The organism is Salinibacillus aidingensis (assembly GCF_055393355.1).
Genome location: NZ_AP043759.1, coordinates 1,137,107 through 1,158,300, shown reverse-complemented (window position 1 = coordinate 1,158,300; position 21,194 = coordinate 1,137,107). Strand labels below are relative to the sequence as shown.

15 protein-coding genes, 3 rRNA genes and 1 riboswitch are annotated in these 21,194 nt (G+C 42.0%); of the genes, 4 read left to right on the top strand and 14 right to left on the bottom strand.

Annotated features, from left to right (window positions below; genetic code table 11):
- Positions 1 to 9: 9 nt before the first annotated feature.
- A riboswitch (TPP riboswitch) is annotated at positions 10 to 121 on the bottom strand.
- Between the two features lie 58 nt (positions 122 to 179).
- Entirely contained in the window at positions 180 to 1,226 is a 1,047-nt protein-coding gene (locus ACZ5OK_RS06320; RefSeq protein WP_343843458.1) for a C45 family peptidase, read from the bottom strand.
- 199 nt (positions 1,227 to 1,425) lie between these two features.
- Positions 1,426 to 2,277: a hypothetical protein gene (locus ACZ5OK_RS06315; RefSeq protein ID WP_343843455.1), complete on the bottom strand. Its 852-nt coding sequence runs from the start codon at positions 2,275 to 2,277 to the stop codon at positions 1,426 to 1,428.
- 201 nt (positions 2,278 to 2,478) lie between these two features.
- Here ACZ5OK_RS06315 and ACZ5OK_RS06310 point away from each other — a divergent pair, with 201 nt between their 5' ends.
- The 3 genes from ACZ5OK_RS06310 (at position 2,479) to ACZ5OK_RS06300 (ending at position 5,487) form a co-directional block, all read left to right on the top strand.
- Positions 2,479 to 3,450 (top strand): proline dehydrogenase family protein, encoded by a 972-nt coding sequence (locus tag ACZ5OK_RS06310; RefSeq protein WP_343843452.1) that lies wholly within the window; start codon positions 2,479 to 2,481, stop codon positions 3,448 to 3,450.
- Between the two features lie 250 nt (positions 3,451 to 3,700).
- Positions 3,701 to 5,143, top strand: coding sequence for a sodium/proline symporter (locus ACZ5OK_RS06305; protein ID WP_343843449.1), 1,443 nt, complete (start codon positions 3,701 to 3,703; stop codon positions 5,141 to 5,143).
- A 116-nt stretch (positions 5,144 to 5,259) separates the two neighbouring features.
- On the top strand, positions 5,260 to 5,487 hold the full coding sequence (locus ACZ5OK_RS06300) for a hypothetical protein (RefSeq protein WP_343843446.1): 228 nt from the start codon (positions 5,260 to 5,262) through the stop codon (positions 5,485 to 5,487).
- Positions 5,488 to 5,516: 29 nt separating this feature from the next.
- On the opposite strand, the gene ACZ5OK_RS06295 is transcribed toward ACZ5OK_RS06300, so the two are convergent.
- Positions 5,517 to 6,242 carry a C40 family peptidase gene (locus ACZ5OK_RS06295; protein ID WP_343843444.1) on the bottom strand — a complete coding sequence of 242 codons (726 nt, stop codon included), beginning with the start codon at positions 6,240 to 6,242 and terminating at the stop codon, positions 5,517 to 5,519.
- Positions 6,243 to 6,617: 375 nt separating this feature from the next.
- Between ACZ5OK_RS06295 and ACZ5OK_RS06290 the strand changes: the two genes are divergently transcribed.
- Entirely contained in the window at positions 6,618 to 7,421 is an 804-nt protein-coding gene (locus ACZ5OK_RS06290; RefSeq protein ID WP_343843441.1) for a transporter substrate-binding domain-containing protein, read from the top strand.
- A gap of 54 nt (positions 7,422 to 7,475) precedes the next feature.
- On the opposite strand, the gene ACZ5OK_RS06285 is transcribed toward ACZ5OK_RS06290, so the two are convergent.
- The 11 genes from ACZ5OK_RS06285 to ACZ5OK_RS06235 form a co-directional block, all read right to left on the bottom strand.
- Positions 7,476 to 8,039 (bottom strand): GNAT family N-acetyltransferase, encoded by a 564-nt coding sequence (locus tag ACZ5OK_RS06285; protein WP_343843438.1) that lies wholly within the window; start codon positions 8,037 to 8,039, stop codon positions 7,476 to 7,478.
- A gap of 135 nt (positions 8,040 to 8,174) precedes the next feature.
- Entirely contained in the window at positions 8,175 to 8,453 is a 279-nt protein-coding gene (locus ACZ5OK_RS06280; protein ID WP_343843436.1) for a hypothetical protein, read from the bottom strand.
- A gap of 49 nt (positions 8,454 to 8,502) precedes the next feature.
- Positions 8,503 to 9,417, bottom strand: a complete 915-nt coding sequence (locus ACZ5OK_RS06275; protein WP_343843433.1) for a DMT family transporter — start codon at positions 9,415 to 9,417, stop codon at positions 8,503 to 8,505.
- A gap of 170 nt (positions 9,418 to 9,587) precedes the next feature.
- Positions 9,588 to 10,604 carry a C40 family peptidase gene (locus ACZ5OK_RS06270; protein WP_425542241.1) on the bottom strand — a complete coding sequence of 339 codons (1,017 nt, stop codon included), beginning with the start codon at positions 10,602 to 10,604 and terminating at the stop codon, positions 9,588 to 9,590.
- A 21-nt stretch (positions 10,605 to 10,625) separates the two neighbouring features.
- The gene (locus tag ACZ5OK_RS06265; protein WP_343843663.1) at positions 10,626 to 11,693 is read right to left on the bottom strand and encodes a dipeptide epimerase; all 1,068 of its coding nucleotides are present in this window, start codon (positions 11,691 to 11,693) and stop codon (positions 10,626 to 10,628) included.
- 22 nt (positions 11,694 to 11,715) lie between these two features.
- Positions 11,716 to 12,882 carry a DUF819 family protein gene (locus ACZ5OK_RS06260; RefSeq protein WP_343843430.1) on the bottom strand — a complete coding sequence of 389 codons (1,167 nt, stop codon included), beginning with the start codon at positions 12,880 to 12,882 and terminating at the stop codon, positions 11,716 to 11,718.
- Positions 12,883 to 12,996: 114 nt separating this feature from the next.
- The gene (locus ACZ5OK_RS06255; RefSeq protein ID WP_343843427.1) at positions 12,997 to 13,335 is read right to left on the bottom strand and encodes a DUF3870 domain-containing protein; all 339 of its coding nucleotides are present in this window, start codon (positions 13,333 to 13,335) and stop codon (positions 12,997 to 12,999) included.
- 318 nt (positions 13,336 to 13,653) lie between these two features.
- Positions 13,654 to 13,769: ribosomal RNA gene (rrf, locus tag ACZ5OK_RS06250) — 5S ribosomal RNA — on the bottom strand.
- Between the two features lie 282 nt (positions 13,770 to 14,051).
- Positions 14,052 to 16,981: ribosomal RNA gene (locus tag ACZ5OK_RS06245) — 23S ribosomal RNA — on the bottom strand.
- A 220-nt stretch (positions 16,982 to 17,201) separates the two neighbouring features.
- Positions 17,202 to 18,764: ribosomal RNA gene (locus ACZ5OK_RS06240) — 16S ribosomal RNA — on the bottom strand.
- Together the 16S, 23S and 5S rRNA genes form the textbook arrangement of a ribosomal RNA operon.
- A 781-nt stretch (positions 18,765 to 19,545) precedes the next feature.
- On the bottom strand, positions 19,546 to 20,958 hold the full coding sequence (locus ACZ5OK_RS06235; protein WP_343840241.1) for a hypothetical protein: 1,413 nt from the start codon (positions 20,956 to 20,958) through the stop codon (positions 19,546 to 19,548).
- Positions 20,959 to 21,194: the final 236 nt, after the last annotated feature.

Here is a 21,194-nt window from a genome sequence, read left to right as displayed (position 1 = left end):
GTCAGTATACTTATAAAGAAGCTACTTCCCTACGCTGGCATGATCCAGATCAGGTCCTGAGGGTCAAAAAGTCTTCACGCTTTTTTCTCAGCCTGCCACACAGGCTCCCCTAGTAGAATGTATTTGATTATATAGTTTCATTGTAAAACGTTCTTTGCGGGAAATCAATCAATAATGACTTACTCATGCATATTTAGAAAGGGTATATCCGGCTCCAGTTGACCTTTAACTTTTTTCACATTTACTCTTTCTCCCTTTAACCATTTAGAGAAATCAAAAATCACAGGGTAACGATCCGCCCCTATGGCAAAGGCTGCCTTCATGTCTTCGGGAAAATAAGCAGCTGTGTGAAGCGTACCTGCCCATGCATCATATTTGGAGGAAAAAACTCCTTGATCTGAATCATTCATCATTCTGAAGGCCTGATAACCATCTTCCAGCTCTTCTCCCTTTGAAAGGATGTTCATTTTTCTTTCCCGGGACTCATCGGTGCGGTACCGATTTTCCTCCGTTATTAATTCAAAATGATTGGTGCTTATATTTGATTTCCGATAGGATACGCTTCTGGGAGAGGCCTCAACCACAACACGTTTCCCTGTAGAATCCAGCAATACATAATTAAACGAGTGGCGATGTGGGAGCTCCTTTAAAACTTGAATCCCCTCCTCCACATTCGCACAGGTTTCTAAAATGATTCGACCAATCATATTGCAAATAAAGCCATCCTCACCCTTTTTTCGATGAACAAAATTATAGCCCATCACCAGTCCTTTTTCATTCATACCATCCATACGTCCGGTAATTTGCATCGCAGGACCAAGTGTCGCATAGCCACCATCTGTCGGCTGATACAGCATATACCTTCCTTCATAGGAAACCGGATGACTGTCGTAATTACGGATCAGATAATCCTTCCCGGTAAAAATTGAACAACCGCTCTTTCCATATTCTAAATAATAGCCACCAAATTCACGGAGAGCCTCCTCCATGTTCATTTCCAGAGCATCAGCAAGACCATAAATTTCTTCCAAAACTCCCGGAATAAAAGTTTTGATTGCCGAAATCACCTGATCCTGGTCAATCTTAAAATGACGCTCTTTTTTAGACCCGAGCTGCTTTTCTCTTTTCGATAAAATTGGAGAATGCTTTAACCATTCCCCTTGCTGATAGCCAAAATCATAATGACTTCCTCTATATTGAAATATGTCTGTATATACTTGTTTCAACATTTATCCCTCATCTAATAAACTTTAATTACTCTAGTAGTTTACTTAATCTAAGCTTATAAGAAAAAGATTTTGCCTGATGTAAATAAAGGAATATACGTCTAAACCTGTCAAAAACAGAAGAACAAAAAACAGGCTGCAACCTCACAGCCTTTTCAGAATATATGCAAATACGCTATGTCTTGGATTCTCTGATGGTTTAAAATATAATCCCTTCAATGTTCTCTGAATCTATCGTTTTAACCTGGTTATCATTATTAAAATACGCCATTCTTTTAATTGGATCATAACGAACAAAATGAGATACAGGTATAATAGTCCCATTTACGAACAGACGGCGAACTGGATAATTCGGGGGCAGTGATTTTAATAATTGAACATAGGGATGTTCGTCCTTATACAAATCATCAATTTCCTGAAGCCTTTCATCATAGGATTGGAGCCGATGATCTGTTTGATTTTGATAGTCCTGCACCTCTGTATTAATATCCTGGATCTGTTGATTGACGAGCTCCATTTCCCCCCACATCCTTTTCTCATGCTGTTTAAGGTGCTGTAAGGAATGATCCATTTCCTGATATTTTTTTCTGTGTTCTCGTCTCATCACCTGCTGGCTCGATTTCTGTTCCTGAAGCTGTTCCTGCAGCCGATCATTCATTTTTTCATTTCGCTCAAAACGATCCAAAAAATGGTGCTCATTTAGTTGCTGCTTTCGAATGAGCTGCGTTAATTTTCTGGAAAAGTCTTTTTTTGTCCTTTCCTCAAGCTCTGTAAGCTGACCTACTTCATTTTGTAACTTGATGTGATCTTTTACGGAATGATTTAATGTTCTTCTTAAAGAGAAAACATTTCCAGCTATTTGCTGTAAAAGATGGTGATAGTTCTTAATCGACTTCTTCAAATGATGGATTTCCTTTCTTTGATTTTCACGCTCCTCCTCTTCCATATTGTGACAAAATAAATGTTGGTTTACAGACTCATTGCCGATGGACTGCAAAAATAATTTAGGTTTTCCCTGTGGATTGCGATCAGATGATTTTACAGCGACCACTCCTATCCCTCCTGATCTATCAATTATGTCATGAATTTACTTCATTTTATTGTATGGATAAACGTCCAGTGAATGAACGGGGCGGCTTTTATCAAAATGGTGAAAGAGCCTATCTGATCCCTTTTCATAATTTTTTAAATTAACTTTAAATTACAAATTTGTGTTATAATAAAGAAAACCATACAAACAGAGGGATGCGCTATGAATCTAAGAAACTTTTTTATTGGTCTGTCAGAAAACAAAATTATGAATGCGCTTGCAAAAAAGTATGGCCTGAAATTAGGGGCTCAGTCTGTCGTAGCTGGAACAAATGTGGAAGAAATGATTGAAAGCGTAAAACAGCTGAATGCGAAGGGAATTTCCTGCACGATTGACAGCTTAGGTGAATTTGTTTCTGAAAAAGAGTCAGCAATCCAAGCAAAAAATGAAATCTTAGAAGTCATTGAAGCGATTCATACCCATCATGTCGACGCACACATTTCTTTAAAACCAACGCAATTAGGTCAGGATATTGATAAACAGTTTTGTCTGGAAAATTTAAGAGAAATCGTAAGAAAGGCCGATCAATACGGTATTTTTGTTAATTTTGATATGGAGGATTACAATCATCTCCATTCAGCCTTCCAGCTTATCGACAGGCTTTCACAGGATTATACGAATATAGGAACGGTAATTCAGTCTTATTTTTACGAAGCACAGGACTATATAGAAAAATATAAGGACTACCGCTTACGCCTGGTAAAAGGAGCTTATAAAGAGTCTGAGGATGTTGCCTATCAGGATAAGGAAGAAATTGATCAAAATTTAATCAGTCTTATTGAATATCATTTGAAACACGGAAAATTCACATCCATTGCCACTCATGACCATCGGATTATTAACCATGTCAAAAACTTCACAGCCAAGTACAACATCCCTAAAGAAAAGTTTGAATTTCAAATGCTTTACGGTTTCCGGAATGATCTGCAGCTCCGGCTTACAAATGAAGGCTATAACTTCTGTACCTATGTCCCCTTTGGCACAGACTGGTATGGATATTTTATGAGACGATTAGCAGAACGCCCTCAGAACATTCAACTGGTGGCTAAACAAGTATTTAACAAAAAAACAAATACCATCCTCGGAATAGCAGCCGGAGCCTTTCTAATCGGCAGAATGAGCAAAAGAAAATAGCAAGTCTTTAAGGTGTTTACTAATTAGGTAAACACCTTTTTATAAAGCTATTGAAAGCGAAGTATATTCCCGCAGCGGTGATTAAGCTCTCACCAAGCATTAGTAAAAAATGTATGCATGATTAGCAAACAACCTCTCATATATATGAAACGATAAATGCATACGTGAATTGAGTGTATGATTTTTTAAACTTTAAAATGTAAGCGCTTACTCATAACGTATGCTAAAAACTTGATGAGGAGGGTGAAATATGAATTCCATTATTCTCACAGAGTTCATTTTGTACTTTGTTGTCATGATTGGTATTGCGTATTACACAAGTCGTACAAAGATGAATCACTCCGTATACTTGTTGGGTGGAAAGAAACTCCCGGGCTGGGCTCTGGCCTTTTCTGAACGAGCTACAGGGGAATCTGCCTGGCTCTTACTCGGGTTTACCGGCTTTGTGTTTACGACCGGACTGGCCGGAATTTGGGTAGCCATTGGGATTGCTGTCGGGATCATCTTTGCATGGATCTTTTTAGCCAGACGGTTTATGGATGAAACCGATAAGCATGGGGTTTTGACCTTACCTGATTACTTAGCCAGCAATTTTGGTGAAAAAGCCAATATGATTCGCTGGATAGCAAGTATTTTAATTGCAGGCTTTTTTATGTTTTATGTAGGTGCACAGCTTGCAGGAGCAGGAAAGCTGTTCTTTACCTCCTTCAATATGGACCATACTCTGGGGATTCTTTTAGCCACAATTGTTGTCCTTGGAATTGCCTTTTTTGGAGGATTTCTTTCTGTTGTATGGACGGATATGATCCAAAGCCTCATGATGTTAATCACTCTCTGCGTCCTTCCTATTATTGCTCTAATCTATGTTTCCACAAATGACCTGTCTATCAGTCAATCACTGGTAACCGCCGGGGATTCTTTTAATTCCTGGTTTGGTGGCACCACAGGTTTTGCCTTAGGGATTTTATTTTTTAATAACTTTTCCTGGTTTTTTGGATACTTAGGCGGACAGCCGCAGTTAAGCGCCCGTTTTATGGCCTTAAAAAACGAAAAAGAAGCAAAACAGGCGAGAAATGTAGCGATTATCTGGACCATTTTAGCCTACACGGGTGCCTTCCTCATTGGGCTTGCAGCGATTGCCATGTACAGCCAGGGAAGCTTTGCTGATGTAGAAACCATTTTACCTACCATGATTTTGGACTTAATGCCTCCGTGGATTGCGGGCTTACTTCTTGCTGGAATTTTAGCTGCCATCATTACTACGGCGAACTCCCAATTGATGGTGGTCACAAGTTCGGTCAGTGAAGATATTATTCACAAGGCTCTTGGACTTAAGCTCACTGATCAGCAGCTATTAAAAGTTTCCAGAATAACCGTACTTGTATCAGGAATTGTAGGGATGCTTATCGCGCTGACCTCAGAATCATTGGTTTACTTAATTGTCAGCTGGGCATGGGCTGGTGTCGGCGGTACATTATCTCCCGCTATTCTTATGACCTTTTTCTGGAAACGTTATTCAAGTACAGGAGTTATCGCAACGATCATTTCAGGATTTGTTTTCACAGTTTTGTGGATCAGCACTCCTCTTGACAGTATCATCACATCCCGCTTCTCTACTTTCTTTATCGCAGGCTTTTTCGGCATCCTTTTCAGTCTTTTATTTCCGGACAGGAAAACCAAACAGCAGGAGTAAACCGAAAAGGACTGATCCTGAATTTTTCTGGATCAGTCCTTTCACCCTCTGTTTTTTACGTTATCATTGTGAAAACGGCTTTCACTCCTTATACTATATTTAAGGAGTGAAAAACAATGAAATTAAACCGTTCTGGCACACCAAGCATCGCCTATTTTAAAGCCTATATGAAACTCGTCATGAACACTCGTATATGCTCATTGGAAGTCGCCAGAGAAGTGACCTTTGAAAACCTCTTTGAACGCGATCCTCTGTATTTAGGCGAACAGGCTTACCAAAACTTTCAGCGTGCACATCAGGAGCTCATGTCCTTATTTTCCCAAACTTTTTCAAACGATGATTAAATAGGGGTGAGATTCCCCCTTTTTCATGACTAATATATTCTTTTTGCTCCTTCGTAATAATCAGACCAATAAGAATTGTCCAGGGAATAAATAGCAATCCCTTTAGAGCTTGTCGCTGAAATCCATTCGTTATTTCCGATATAAAACCCGACATGGGTAACCTTGTCCGAATCTACTGAATAAAAAACTAAATCGCCAGGCTGTAATTCAGGCTGTGAAACAAACTCACCCTTTGTATAAAGCCCGGCTGATGTGTCCCGCGGCATATCCACTCCATGTTTATTAAACATATAATATACAAATCCTGAACAATCAAAGCCGGACGGTGTGGTTCCTCCCCACACATAAGGAACGCCCAAATAATTTTTCGTATCTGTAATCAGCTCCTGCTTAACAACTGCATGTTCGATCGCTTTTCTAGTTTCCTGATTTGCCGTACCTGTAATGTTTAATCCATAGTCACTTTGAAAATCCCGAATCGCTTCTTTTGTCGGACTATCATAGCTCCCTGTCATGGTTTGTACAGCGTAGTATCCTAACTTCTGGAGATTCTTCTGGATCTCTTCCAAATCTGTTTCCTTTCTTCCAGATGAAGAAACCTTTTGTGAAATGAGAGTGAAGTCATCCTCAGTTAAACTCACTGTGGCTGGAACAGTGCTTACGGACGCTTTTACTTTAGGATCATGTACTCCCATTTGAGGAATGGAAGACAGGATGATTCCACCAGCTATAACCTTAACTAACGTGCCTTTCATTACTGAATTCCTCTCCTTTATGAGTGATTGCAGTATGGGAATCATATCTGTTTACGGATGTTCCTCATTCATCCGCTTTTTATTATGAACCGCTATATTTCAATATTTCAGGAAAAATCCATTCATTAGCTTTTCCTGACAAAGACAAAACCCTCCTATAGTTTCATACAAATTTATAAAATCATTCCATTTCAGGTGATTTTTTTAAGGAAAACGACTAATAAGCATATATAAAATCCTAAATCCTGTATAATTTCACGCAATTGAAATTTATGATTTACTGAAAAACTTACATATATTTTTTTAATTTGGCATTTTTTAAAGGGAATATGAATAATAGTTGGTATCTATTTAAATACAGGGGGGAGTGTAAGCATGAAGAGAAGCTTACTTTTAATCTTTGTTTTTATCTTAGGTATACTATTGATCACTGCCTGTGGTACCAGTGAAACTTCAAATGGATCCGGGGCCGGCGGTGATAAGGATTCAACTGATGGGGAGGATCATCACTATGTTGTAGCGACCGAGCCAAATTTCCACCCATTTGAATTTATGAATACAGAGACAGGTGAAATGGAAGGCTTTGATATCGACCTAATGAACGCCATAGCCGAAGAAGCCGGCTTTACCGTTGAATTTGAAACCATGGAGTTTGATGGTGTGCTGGGCGGAATGCGTACAGGTAAATACCCTATGGCCATTTCCGGAATTTCCATAACGGAAGAACGGAAACAGGAAATTGATTTTTCCGATAAATACTTAGATTCAGGCCTCATTTTAGTTGTACCGGAAGACTCCGATATCCAATCCATCGATGATGTCGATGGCCTGAAAGTGGGTGCTCAGACCGGTGCCACGAGTGAAATTTACTTAAATGAAAATACAGATGCTGAAGTCTCAGCATTCCCTGAAATCGTAACGGCTTATCAGGATCTTCAACGCGGCCGTTTAGATGCCGTTCTATATGACTTGCCAAATGCACAGTATTACATTAAAGAAAACCCTGATACAGGCCTGAAAACCGTTGGGGATCTTTTACAGGGTGAACCCTATGGTATTGCTTTTCCAAAAGGATCTGATCTGGTTAAGCCGGTGAATGAGGCATTGGCTACCTTAAAGGAGAATGGCACCTATGCTGAAATTTATAAAAAATGGTTTGGTACCGAGCCACCGCAATAAGAACTTTAAAAAGCGTAACAGTGATGAGCTGTTACGCTTTTTCTATGATTCTATTCATGGTTTAATTTTTGAATAAATACATGTGTCTCTAAGACTTTTTCCATCAACAGATAATTCATCATTCCTGAGAATTCCCTCCAGTTTAAAATCTAATCTCTCGGGAATTGCACGGCTTTTATGATTTTTAGCATCACATTGGATTTCTATACGCCTAGCTTTCAACTCCCGAAAAGCCAAATTAGTAATTCCCTCTACAGCTTCTCTTACATAACCTCTGCCACTGTGATGTGTATGCACCCAGTAACCAATTTCAAATTTAGGGATATCCCAATCGATGTTATGTAAGCCTGAAGAACCCACAAATTCTCCAGTTTCCTTAAGAAAGATATGCAGTCGTAAATCCTCACGCCGTAAAAATTTTGTATATGCTTCCCGTATATTAATTTCTGTTTCTTCCTCACTCTGTTTATTCTGGGCAAATGGCAACCATTGTTTCAACTCATTTATGGATGCCTGAATCGCCGGGTAAACCGTCTTTCCGTCACCAGGTTCAGGCATTCGAATGAATAAGCGTTCGGTCTCAAACTCATGGGGAAAATCAAGCAGAATTGGATTCATCGTACACAACTCCCTTTAAAATGTGGACTTTACCTTCAAGTAGTTTAGTAGAAAGAATTTCAGTTAAATTAAATGTATCCTAACATAAATGAGGCAAGTCGAAAAGATAAAAAAAAAAACGAGGACAACATCTTTTTATGTTTTATCCTCGTTTTCACCTTCAGTATCATCATCAACAGTTTCTTCCAGTTCCACATCCTCCAAATCCAGCCACGAAAGCATTTCTCCTACGACATTATTAATACGTTCATTCATCGTGTCTTCCCCATATTTTTTCTTCGCTTTTTCTATACTTTCAACAACATCATCACTGTATTGAATAATAGGTACATCATTTTCAATATTATTAAATAAATCAATGATTTCATCCAACGCTTTATCAAAACGCTTTTGTTCAAAATCTGTCGCCTTCATTTTTATCACCCAATAATAGGATAACCAAAAAAGGGATGGTCTAACAATTTCACTTGTTAAATGCTGGTCGATCCCCTTCTGCCTGTTCCTTTACGTTTACGCTGATGTTCTTTTTCACCTGAGTAGTCAGGATGACACCCGTGATAACAACCAGAGCACCTGCTGCCTGCATAAATGTGATTCGTTCACCCAGCCATAAAAAAGCGCCTGTCATGGTGACGACCGGCAGAAAATTTAAAAATATGGAAGCCTGCGAAGCACCAAGCTGATCAACAGCACGATTATAACAAAGCAATGCAATAAACGAAGGGAAAATTCCCAGATATAATAAGCCCGACCATAAATTTGCATGGGCAAGATCAGGAATTCCCGTGAGCATCCACTCCAGCATCACCAGAGGAAATAATACAATAACCGAAATCCCCGTCATCACCAAAAGAGCACCATAAGCAGGAAATTGATGCATATACCTTTTGACAAAAATAGAATAAATCGCCCAGCTAAAAATGGCCCCTATCATGATGGCATCACCAATGTTCCAGTTCAGGCCTGTAAGGGTACTTATTTTTCCACCCATAACCACCCACAGTGCCCCAACAAAGGATAAAACAATCCCCAGCCATTGAACCTTTCCCAAATGCTCTTTCAGGAAAATGGCGCTTAATATAACAGTCGCAACAGGAATGACGGTTTCCAATATGGATACTTTTGAAGCGGTAGTGAATTGTAATGATCCATAAATAAACGTATTAAAAAAAGTTATCCCGGTTAAGGTCATCACTAAAAAGGGTTTCTTATATTCCAGAAAGGTGCCGGTGTATTCCCTGGCACTTTTATACCCAATAGGAAATATAACTATAAATGCCACTAATAAGCGAAAAAACGCAATGGTGAATGGTGGTAATTCATTAATGGCTTTACCCGTCAGGATGTTCCCCGCATACATCAATACTACAAAAATCATAAGGAAATATGGATGCAAAGCCGTTTCCTCCCTTTTTCCATACATCAAAATCTGCTACTACATATAAATACTTTAACATATCTCATAGCGATTTGAGGCTGATATTAAAAAGGTAAGCAAGAAAAAGAAAAAGGACACATGAATATTTCATGCATCCTTAATTATATGTTTCAATCAATATACCTTCTAGCTCCGGCATACTCAGAAGAATAGTAGTCAGACTCAAAAACATCAATGATTTCTACAGTACTTGCTGTATTTGGTGAATGGATCATTTTACCGTTACCCATATACATTCCGACATGATGCACCCTTCCTTCACCTTCATTATAGGCAAAAAACAGTAAATCCCCCTTTTGGAGATCATCTCTCTCTACTGGTGTACCATGGGTGGCCTGTACGGAAGAATCTCTGGGAATCGTAATACCATGAGCTTTAAATATCGTATGAGTAAAGCCGGAACAATCAAAACCAAAGCCAGATGTTCCAGCCCATAAATAAGGTAAACCTAAGAATTTAAGTCCTGTATCCACTAAATTCTGTCCATCTGGTTTCTCAATATCCTCTTGTGAAGAATAAATGGAAACGGCATCAGGTGACATCCACTTTTTCCCGTCACTAGGCGTTGCTACCAGGATGGCATCTTTTGTTTCAGCAACTACAGGCAGTCTCGTGTTAAAACTGATTTCCTTGAATTTATCACTTCGATGTTTATCCTCAAATAGCCATGCAGTTGGATCTGTTACTTGGGCAAATTCTTTAATGTCCTTTAGGGTAGAAAAGCTTGCATCATTTGCTAATTGACTTTTTGGCATCCAGGCAGGATAACCTAAATCATTTTTAGGTGTTGGCTGTCCGTGTACCGCTACCTTGACCCAATCTCCCTGTTCTTCAAGAATCGTTACTTCCTGCCCATACAAAGCCTGGGTTTGGAGATTTCCTACAAGCCAGAGTTTTTGTTCATAAGACATGCCTGTCGTCCATTCCCACATGTCTACCGGGTTACCTATAGATGGAGCATCAACCGGTCTTGTTTCGTTAGGTTCTGACCAGAGAGTAGCCACTGAAACATCTACATATGCTGTCTGCCCTGTTTCCTCAGCTTGAACCTCTTCAGAAATACTAAACCCAAACATAACGAATACAGACATTAAACCTGCAAGACATGTTTGACAAAACTGTTTCATTACACCACACCTCCGAAAAGATTATGTTTGGATACCGATACCAGAAGCTTCCGGTAATTTGATTTTTCTCCCTTCGAACGTCATCCCTCCCTTAACAGGTTCATTAGACATCCACAGTGGGGCATCCAGATCGTAATGAGTAATATTTGGATGGGCTGCCGCAAGATGAGCTGCTGCGGTGACAGATACCACTGACTCCATCATACTTCCAATCATACAGGGAATCCCTGCTGCTTCACTTAAATCCGCAATTTGCCATGCATGTCTTATACCACCCATCTTCATCAATTTAATATTCAGCATATCTACAGCCTCCATCTCTAAAAGACGAAAGGCATCTGCTGGTGAGAATACACTTTCATCAGCCATAATAGGAGTTGTCACTCTATCCCGAATATATTTCAGACCTTCTATATCCCCGGCAGGAACAGGCTGTTCGATGAGCTCAATGCCCATTTGATCCTGCTCTAACTGCCGAATGATGTTTACAGCTTGTTTTTTACTCCATCCTTGATTGGCATCTAAACGTAATAAAATATCATCCCCAACAGCTTCATATATTCGCTGGATACGCTTGAAATCCAGTTTTTCATCATTCCCTACCTTCAATTTTAAGATAGCGAATCCCTCAGACACTCGCTTCAAAGCTTCTTTCTGCATCATTTCCGGTTGGTCAATACTCACTGTCATATCGGTTTCGAGGGAATGAATTTGACCCCCAAGAAGACTATATAAAGGAATATCATAATATTGACAATAAGCATCGTATAAGGCAATTTCAACGGCTGCTTTTGCACTCGAATTTCCCACACAGCTTTTTTCCATGTCTGTTATTACATGTGTTAGTTGTTGAATACCCTGATGTACCACAGCTGGCTTTAACGCTTGATTTATGATTTCTTGTATTCCATCCAGCGACTCACCTGTTATTTTGAGAGTCGAGGCTGCAGAGCCCCTGCCCCTTATTCCATTCTTCAATTCAATACATACATCAACTACATCAATTTGTGTCACCTTTCGAAGTGCTGTAATAAATGGCTGTTTTAATTTAATTGGCCGTTTTTCATAATGTAAGTCTATAATTTCCATTTCCAAGTATTAATCTCCTCTCTTACAAGAATGATAGAAGTTTGGCTACTAACAATCCATAGTAAGTACCCAGGAACGACCCACCTAACGCCATCAATACACCAATTGGAATTAACGATCTATGGTAAGCCCCAGCAAGTAATGGAGCTGATGCCATTCCACCGATATTGGCCAGACTGGAAACTCCCAGTGTGAACAGATCCAACTTGAATAACTTAGCAATCAACATCATAAGAAGACCATGGATCGCTAAAATCACAAAACCAGAAACGATGTATATTGGTGCTTGGAACAGTTGAGAAAAATCAGCGCGAGATGCAATTAAAGCAATCACGATATAAAGAAAAACGTTTGCTACATCCAAAGAACCTGGAACTTTAGAAATTTTAGTCATGGCTAATAAAATACCCACGATTGATACGATAAATATCGTCCAGGTAGTGGCATTGACCACTGTTCCAAATTCAGGGAGAAGTTCGGCAATAAAGGCTGCCAGAGATGAAATAAAGATTGCGAGTGATATTAACCCCATCAAATGGACAAATGATATGGATTTCCCCTTGTTTTCCTCATGTTCTTCCTTTAAATCCGCTGTAACTTCATCCAGATGGGAAGTATCAGCCTTTACCCATTTATTAAACAGTGCTGCAAATGGAACAAGCCAGAACATGATCATAACCCAAGTTGAATAGTTAACAGTATCCATAATTAATGCATAACCAAATATATTTTCAGGTACTTCTAATATCCCTTGGATGATAACCATATTGGCTGAACCACCAGTCCAACTACCTGCCAGTGCACCAAATGCCTGCCATGTCTCAGGAGCATAAAGTCCACGGAAAATTAAAAACGTAATGACAAAGCCAGCTACAATACTAAGAGAAGCTGCTACGTAACCAATAAGCATCTTAGGTCCCAGCTTTACGAGTTTTCGTAAATCACAGTTTAATAGCATTAATAAAATCAACATAGGTAATAATGCATTACGCACATTACTGTAGGTTGAATCAACCTCCTCAGATGCCCCAATAACACCAGTTGTTTTTAATAGAGCACCACCAAAATAGATAAGGACAATTCCCGGTACAAACTTAAAAAATTTGTTCTTGGTACTTGTTTCCAGGTAAGCTACCAAACCTGCCATGCCAATTATGACTCCCAAGTATAAAAAGCCAGTATCAATCATAAGTGCATTCCTCCCTTTAAACTTGTTTTTGATGCATATAAAAAACCCAACCAACAAGAAAAAATTCAAGTTGGCTGGGTTTTATCCACGTAATAGTAAGATAAAATAGCCTCCCTATACTTCCAGGGATTCCTTATATTTTAGTTGTGCTTGTTTATAAGCTACAATTAAAGCCTTTTGAGATGAACCATAATAACGTGTACGAATTTCCTCAGCGACTCCCTCTTCATCGAATATACTTTGACCAACGAAGATGCTTTGGATAAATCTTGAGGTAATATCCAATATAGAGGTACACTCTGCATCAATAATTCGATGATTTTTTGAATCTACCACAAACCCGACAAAAAAGCTGTGATAGTTCTTCATGATTGGGTTATTCCCTGGTGATTTAGCTTCCCCTACAATATAACACGTCTGTTTATCGTACACGCTTGTCACGCTCCGGACCATAGCATCTTCCGTACGGGGTACAAACTCGTTAAGGAATCTGCATCCGTTACGAAATGTCTATATTATCTGAATGTTAATACAAATTTTATCATCATATGTATTCGCTTTCAATAGGAAAAATTATTTATAGATTGTTCTCGTTTCAAGATTGTAGCATTAGATTATTGTAAGAATTTAGTATGATTATCGAGTATTCAGGGGTAGGTTAAAACTGAACATTTGGTGATTTATAATTGATTGATTTTGAATAGAATAGTCATCCTATCTAAACCGATAAAAAATCCTTAGAATCATATTGATTCTAAGGATTTTTTAATTGCCCAGCAGCGTCCTACTCTCGCAGGGGAAGAACCCCAACTACCATCGGCGCTGGAGAGCTTAACTACTGTGTTCGGAATGGGAACAGGTATGACCTCTCCGCCATCGCCACTGGACTTTGGCATGGTCGTTCTGCTTTGATCATATGACATGAGCGCTCTTAGCAGAACTTCCTTATCATTATTCATTTCAGGTGACTAGCACCTTCAAAACTAGATAAGAAAGGCAATCATGTGAGCAGTTATTGGCTAGTAGTCCGTCTGCGCTTTTCGTATTGTCCAGCTCCGGCTCCTAGGTCAAGGCGGATATAAGCCAAAGCCATTCCGTGGCCAAAACCATGCCACTCCATGTCTTCGTCTTATCCCGCATGACCTGAACAGTCGCCTGCGCTTTTCGTATAAGTTAAGTCCTCGATTGATTAGTATCCGTCAGCTGCACGTGTCACCACGCTTCCACCTCGGACCTATCTACCTCATCGTCTCTGAGGAATCTTACTCATTTAAAATGATGGGAAATCTCATCTTGAGGGGGGCTTCATGCTTAGATGCTTTCAGCACTTATCCCTTCCACACGTAGCTACCCAGCCGTGCTCCTGGCGGAACAACTGGTACACCAGCGGTGTGTCCATCCCGGTCCTCTCGTACTAAGGACAGCTCCTCTCAAATTTCCAACGCCCACGACGGATAGGGACCGAACTGTCTCACGACGTTCTGAACCCAGCTCGCGTACCGCTTTAATGGGCGAACAGCCCAACCCTTGGGACCGACTACAGCCCCAGGATGCGATGAGCCGACATCGAGGTGCCAAACCTCCCCGTCGATGTGGACTCTTGGGGGAGATAAGCCTGTTATCCCCGGGGTAGCTTTTATCCGTTGAGCGACGGCCCTTCCATTCGGTACCGCCGGATCACTAAGCCCGACTTTCGTCCCTGCTCGACTTGTAGGTCTCGCAGTCAAGCTCCCTTCTGCCTTTACACTCTGCGAATGATTTCCAACCATTCTGAGGGAACCTTTGGGCGCCTCCGTTACTCTTTAGGAGGCGACCGCCCCAGTCAAACTGCCCACCTGACACTGTCTCCGAACCGGATCACGGTTCTGGGTTAGAATGTCCGTACAGCCAGGGTGGTATCCCACCGGCGCCTCCACCGAAGCTAGCGCTCCGGTTTCGATGGCTCCCACCTATCCTGTACAAGCTGTACCAACATTCAATATCAGGCTACAGTAAAGCTCCACGGGGTCTTTCCGTCCTGTCGCGGGTAATGCGCATCTTCACGCATAGTATAATTTCACCGGGTCTCTCGTTGAGACAGTGCCCAAGTCGTTGCACCTTTCGTGCGGGTCGGAACTTACCCGACAAGGAATTTCGCTACCTTAGGACCGTTATAGTTACGGCCGCCGTTTACTGGGGCTTCGATTCAGAGCTTCGCCCGAAGGGCTAACTCATCCTCTTAACCTTCCAGCACCGGGCAGGTGTCAGCCCCTATACTTCGCCTTTCGGCTTCGCAGAGACCTGTGTTTTTGATAAACAGTCGCTTGGGCCTTTTCACTGCGGCTCATCCAGACCGAAGCCTGAACGAGCACCCCTTCTCCCGAAGTTACGGGGTCATTTTGCCGAGTTCCTTAACGAGAGTTATCCCGCTCACCTTAGGATTCTCTCCTCGCCTACCTGTGTCGGTTTGCGGTACGGGCACCCTCATCCTCACGAGAGGCTTTTCTTGGCAGTGTGAAATCAGGAACTTCGGTACTCTATTTCCCTCCCCATCACAGCCCGAGCTTACGATGAGCGGATTTGCCTGCTCATCACTCTCACTGCTTGGACGTGCATATCCATCAGCACGCTTCCTTATCCTCCTGCGTCACCCCATTGCTCAAACGGATGAAAGGTGGTACAGGAATGTCAACCTGTTTTCCATCGCCTACGCCTTTCGGCCTCGGCTTAGGTCCCGACTAACCCTGAGCGGACGAGCCTTCCTCAGGAAACCTTAGGCTTTCGGTGGACAAGATTCTCACTTGTCTTTCGCTACTCATACCGGCATTCTCACTTCTAAGCGCTCCACCCGTTCTTCCGATCGGACTTCGCTGCGCTTAGAACGCTCTCCTACCATTGTACCAACGGTACAATCCGCAGCTTCGGTGATACGTTTAGCCCCGGTATATTTTCGGCGCAGAGTCACTCGACCAGTGAGCTATTACGCACTCTTTAAATGATGGCTGCTTCTAAGCCAACATCCTGGTTGTCTAAGCAACTCCACATCCTTTTCCACTTAACGTATACTTAGGGACCTTAGCTGGCGGTCTGGGCTGTTTCCCTCTCGACTATGAACCTTATCACCCATAGTCTGACTCCCAAGCTCAAGTTGTTGGCATTCGGAGTTTGACTGAATTCGGTAACCCGATGAGGGCCCCTAGTCCAATCAGTGCTCTACCTCCAAAACTCGATTCTTGAGGCTAGCCCTAAAGCTATTTCGGAGAGAACCAGCTATCTCCGTGTTCGATTGGCATTTCACCGCTACCCACACCTCATCCCCGCACTTTTCAACGTACGTGGGTTCGGGCCTCCAGTAAGTGTTACCTTACCTTCACCCTGGACATGGGTAGGTCACACGGTTTCGGGTCTGCGACCTCATACTCATACGCCCTGTTCAGACTCGCTTTCGCTGCGGCTCCACATCTTCTGCTTAACCTTGCATGAGATCGAAACTCGCCGGTTCATTCTACAAAAGGCACGCTGTCACCCATTAACGGGCTCCAACTACTTGTAAGCACACGGTTTCAGGTTCTCTTTCACTCCCCTCCCGGGGTGCTTTTCACCTTTCCCTCACGGTACTGGTTCGCTATCGGTCACTAGGGAGTATTTAGCCTTGGGAGATGGTCCTCCCGGATTCCGACGGAATTTCACGTGTTCCGCCGTACTCAGGATCCACTCCGGAGGAAACCAGGTTTGAATTACAGGGCTGTTACCTTCTTCGGCAGGTCTTTCCAGACCATTTCATCTACCTGATTTCTTGGTAACTCCGTATGGAGTGTCCTACAACCCCAGAAGGCAAGCCTTCTGGTTTGGGCTGTTTCCCGTTCGCTCGCCGCTACTTAGGAAATCGCGTTTGCTTTCTCTTCCTCCGGGTACTGAGATGTTTCAGTTCCCCGGGTTACCTTCCTTACCCTATGGATTCAGATAAGGATACTGCCCCATTACGGACAGCGGGTTTCCCCATTCGGAAATCTCCGGATCAAAGCTTACTTACAGCTCCCCGAAGCATATCGGTGTTTGTCCCGTCCTTCATCGGCTCCTAGTGCCAAGGCATTCACCGTGCGCTCTTATTCACTTAACTTATAACGCACACGGACAATATTGTCCGTTGTCTGCTCTTGATTTCTTTCTTATCTAGTTTTCAAGGTGCTCATTGCACATGGACGTGCAGGCTTCTACGTTGTCACAGGACGTGACGAATTTAGCAGAAGTTCCTCTGAAGAATCCTTCGATCCTTCAAAACTAAACAAAACAACCGAGTACGCTCTTTTTTGGTCACGAAGTGACCTTATCTTCCTTAGAAAGGAGGTGATCCAGCCGCACCTTCCGATACGGCTACCTTGTTACGACTTCACCCCAATCATTGGCCCCACCTTAGGCGGCTGGCTCCAAAAGGTTACCCCACCGACTTCGGGTGTTGCCAACTCTCGTGGTGTGACGGGCGGTGTGTACAAGGCCCGGGAACGTATTCACCGCGGCATGCTGATCCGCGATTACTAGCGATTCCGGCTTCATACAGGCGAGTTGCAGCCTGCAATCCGAACTGAGAATGGTTTTATGGGATTAGCTTCACCTCGCGGCTTCGCTGCCCTTTGTACCATCCATTGTAGCACGTGTGTAGCCCAGGTCATAAGGGGCATGATGATTTGACGTCATCCCCACCTTCCTCCGGTTTGTCACCGGCAGTCACCCTAGAGTGCCCAACTAAATGCTGGCAACTAAGGTCAAGGGTTGCGCTCGTTGCGGGACTTAACCCAACATCTCACGACACGAGCTGACGACAACCATGCACCACCTGTCACTCTGTCCCCGAAGGGAACCCTCTATCTCTAGAGGTAGCAGAGGATGTCAAGACCTGGTAAGGTTCTTCGCGTTGCTTCGAATTAAACCACATGCTCCACCGCTTGTGCGGGCCCCCGTCAATTCCTTTGAGTTTCAGCCTTGCGGCCGTACTCCCCAGGCGGAGTGCTTAATGCGTTAACTTCAGCACTAAGGGGCGGAAACCCCCTAACACCTAGCACTCAACGTTTACGGCGTGGACTACCAGGGTATCTAATCCTGTTCGCTCCCCACGCTTTCGCGCCTCAGCGTCAGTTACAGGCCAGAGAGTCGCCTTCGCCACTGGTGTTCCTCCACATATCTACGCATTTCACCGCTACACGTGGAATTCCACTCTCCTCTCCTGCACTCAAGCCTCCCAGTTTCCAATGACCCTCCACGGTTAAGCCGTGGGCTTTCACATCAGACTTAAGAAACCGCCTGCGCGCGCTTTACGCCCAATAATTCCGGACAACGCTTGCCACCTACGTATTACCGCGGCTGCTGGCACGTAGTTAGCCGTGGCTTTCTGGTCAGGTACCGTCAAGGTACAAGCAGTTCCTCTTGTACTTGTTCTTCCCTGACAACAGAGCTTTACGATCCGAAGACCTTCATCACTCACGCGGCGTTGCTCCGTCAGACTTTCGTCCATTGCGGAAGATTCCCTACTGCTGCCTCCCGTAGGAGTCTGGGCCGTGTCTCAGTCCCAGTGTGGCCGATCACCCTCTCAGGTCGGCTACGCATCGTTGCCTTGGTGAGCTCTTACCTCACCAACTAGCTAATGCGCCGCGGGCCCATCTGTAAGTGACAGCATAAAAGCCGTCTTTCAACTTCCGACCATGCAGCGGAGGTGTTATCCGGTATTAGCCCCGGTTTCCCGGAGTTATCCCGATCTTACAGGCAGGTTGCCCACGTGTTACTCACCCGTCCGCCGCTCGTTCCACAAGTTTCATCCCGAAGGAATCAACTTGTTTCACGCGCTCGACTTGCATGTATTAGGCACGCCGCCAGCGTTCGTCCTGAGCCAGGATCAAACTCTCCAATAAGTTTGGATGTTAAAATCCATAAATGCTCATATTCAAAATGCTATTTAAATAGCGAATTGACGTACTGGTTGTTTTGTTCAGTTTTCAAAGTTCGAAGCCAGTTGCCTTTAAAGCAACTTAATTAGTATATCAAGTTATCAAATGAAAGTCAATAACTTTTTTAGTTTGTTTTGTTCGCCGTTTAAAGCGACAAATAATAATATAACATGCTTAATGATTCATTTCAATAGGTAATTATAAAATAAAGAATTACATTTGCTGTTTTTGCAGCGACGACTATTAATTTATCATGAATCATCTTATCACTTCAACAACAAATTATTACCAAAAAAAGAATAACACTTTTAAAAGCGACAAAATTAAATTTACCATAGAAGAACATGTATTAACAATAGTAAATGTCTGGTAATTAATTTGTAGTTCCTTTGTTCCTTTGCGATGTCGTTTTTTAACGACAAAAATTAATATACCATGATTACGTACCTGGCACAATACATTTTCTTCTGTAATTTTTTCCAGTACTCATAACTACTGTTTCCAGACCCAAACCCTCATAAGCATAATCTGCTTATGCAATTGACCCTGAACAGTCGCCTCCGCTTTTCTTTGTCCAGCTGCGGCTCCTAGGTCAAGGCGGATATAAACCATTAATTATCTACATCATATTTTCCAAATACACTAAAAGGCTTATACATCTAATTTCTTTTTTAGATTATGTATAAGCCTTTTCAATTATTATACATTTGTTTACTTTATTTAAGTTTTTTATTTACTCATTCCTTTAAAACCAGATAAGAACCATCGTCTGGATATATATTTGAACCAAAATATAGAACACAATGGCATATGCAAGATTAAACTGGATCCCGTTCTTAAATCCGCTCATTCCATTTTGTCCACTTAAGATAATGTTAGGCATCAGTAATGGGGATATCAAAATTGATACCACACTTCCTGAAGTAATGGCCAGAACAATAATCTCAGGTGGATAGGGAAGGGATATATTCTGAAGGATGCCAGCCACAAGAACCATAACTGTTAATGGTCCTAAACCTAAGAAACCCAGGATGATCACAATAAAAGGAAGAAAATAAAGAAAGTTCATGCCGGGCAGGGATTCCTGAATAAACTCGACACCAAATATAACCGCATCTTCAAAACCGGTCTGGTTTAAGCTGTAGATCATCATACCAGCACCAAGCATGACACTGAATTGATAGGATTGATTGACAACTCCCTTGCTAAAGTATGTTTTAGCTTCATCAGCAAGTTTTCCGGTACGTTTTTTTACAATAAAATAGGCAAACGTCCACACGATAACCACTAAAGGAACTATTACCATTAAATCAACAGACCAGAGCTCATGGAGTATAAAAATAGAGCCAAAAAGTGTGATAAATAGAATCATGAATTCCCCGGTTTTATTTGCCTGCTCATATTCTGGTGTTTCGTGGAGGGTATCTTTCATTTCCTTATTGATGATTTCCGTTAAATGCACCCCATATTTCTTTTCTTCAAAGTATGAAAAGAGGACAGCTACCGTCAATCCACATAGGGAAATAAAAAATCCCTGAATGATTGAAAGCCATAAAGAGGCATCCAGTGCTTCTACAGCATAAATAAAGCTGGGAATCGTGACGACCCATATGGTAGAAAGAGCAAAGGAACGTACCAAAGCCGTTCCTTTAAACCGTTCCAGAGGCTCTCCATGGTGATTCCCGATCATTTTATTTACAAATTGATACATCATCGGAATGGAGCCAAATAATAAAAAGTAGGCAATCACCTGAGTAAAGGAAGCAATTCCGATATACATTTTCCGGCTTGTGTTAATAAACCGATAGCTGGCACGCATGATGCTTTCAATATAAGGCTCGGTATTTAATACCCAGCTGATCATCGGAATGATAACCAGAAGTCCAATGATATCTCGCATTAATATCATTCCATTACGAAGGCCATCAATAATGGAAGTGTCAGATAAAATGAGAATGATCAGACCTGTTCCGACAAGAAATAAAGGCAATTTAAATTTTGTAAATGATAGCAGCAGGGCAGCCAATACAAACAGAAACAGACCGCTGACTGCTTCGATATGTAATAAAAATTCACTAGGATAGAAATACGTTATGAAGTGTAATAAGGCATATAAGGTTATGGAGGCGCTTAATCCCCATCTCATATAGGTATACATACATTAACTCCTTTAAAAATCTTACGTTATTGACCCTGCAGGAAACGTTTAACTTCCTTACTTACTATTACTTTGTTGCAATTAAATGATATCACTATTTTCAATTAATTTTTTATGATGGTCAACCCAAATCCGGGCATCGTTCAGGATTAGCTCCAGGGCAACAATCATACGATTATCCCCTTACGAAACCTCCTCTCCTTGTTTTGGCATCTGATTCATGGGTATGGTAAGAT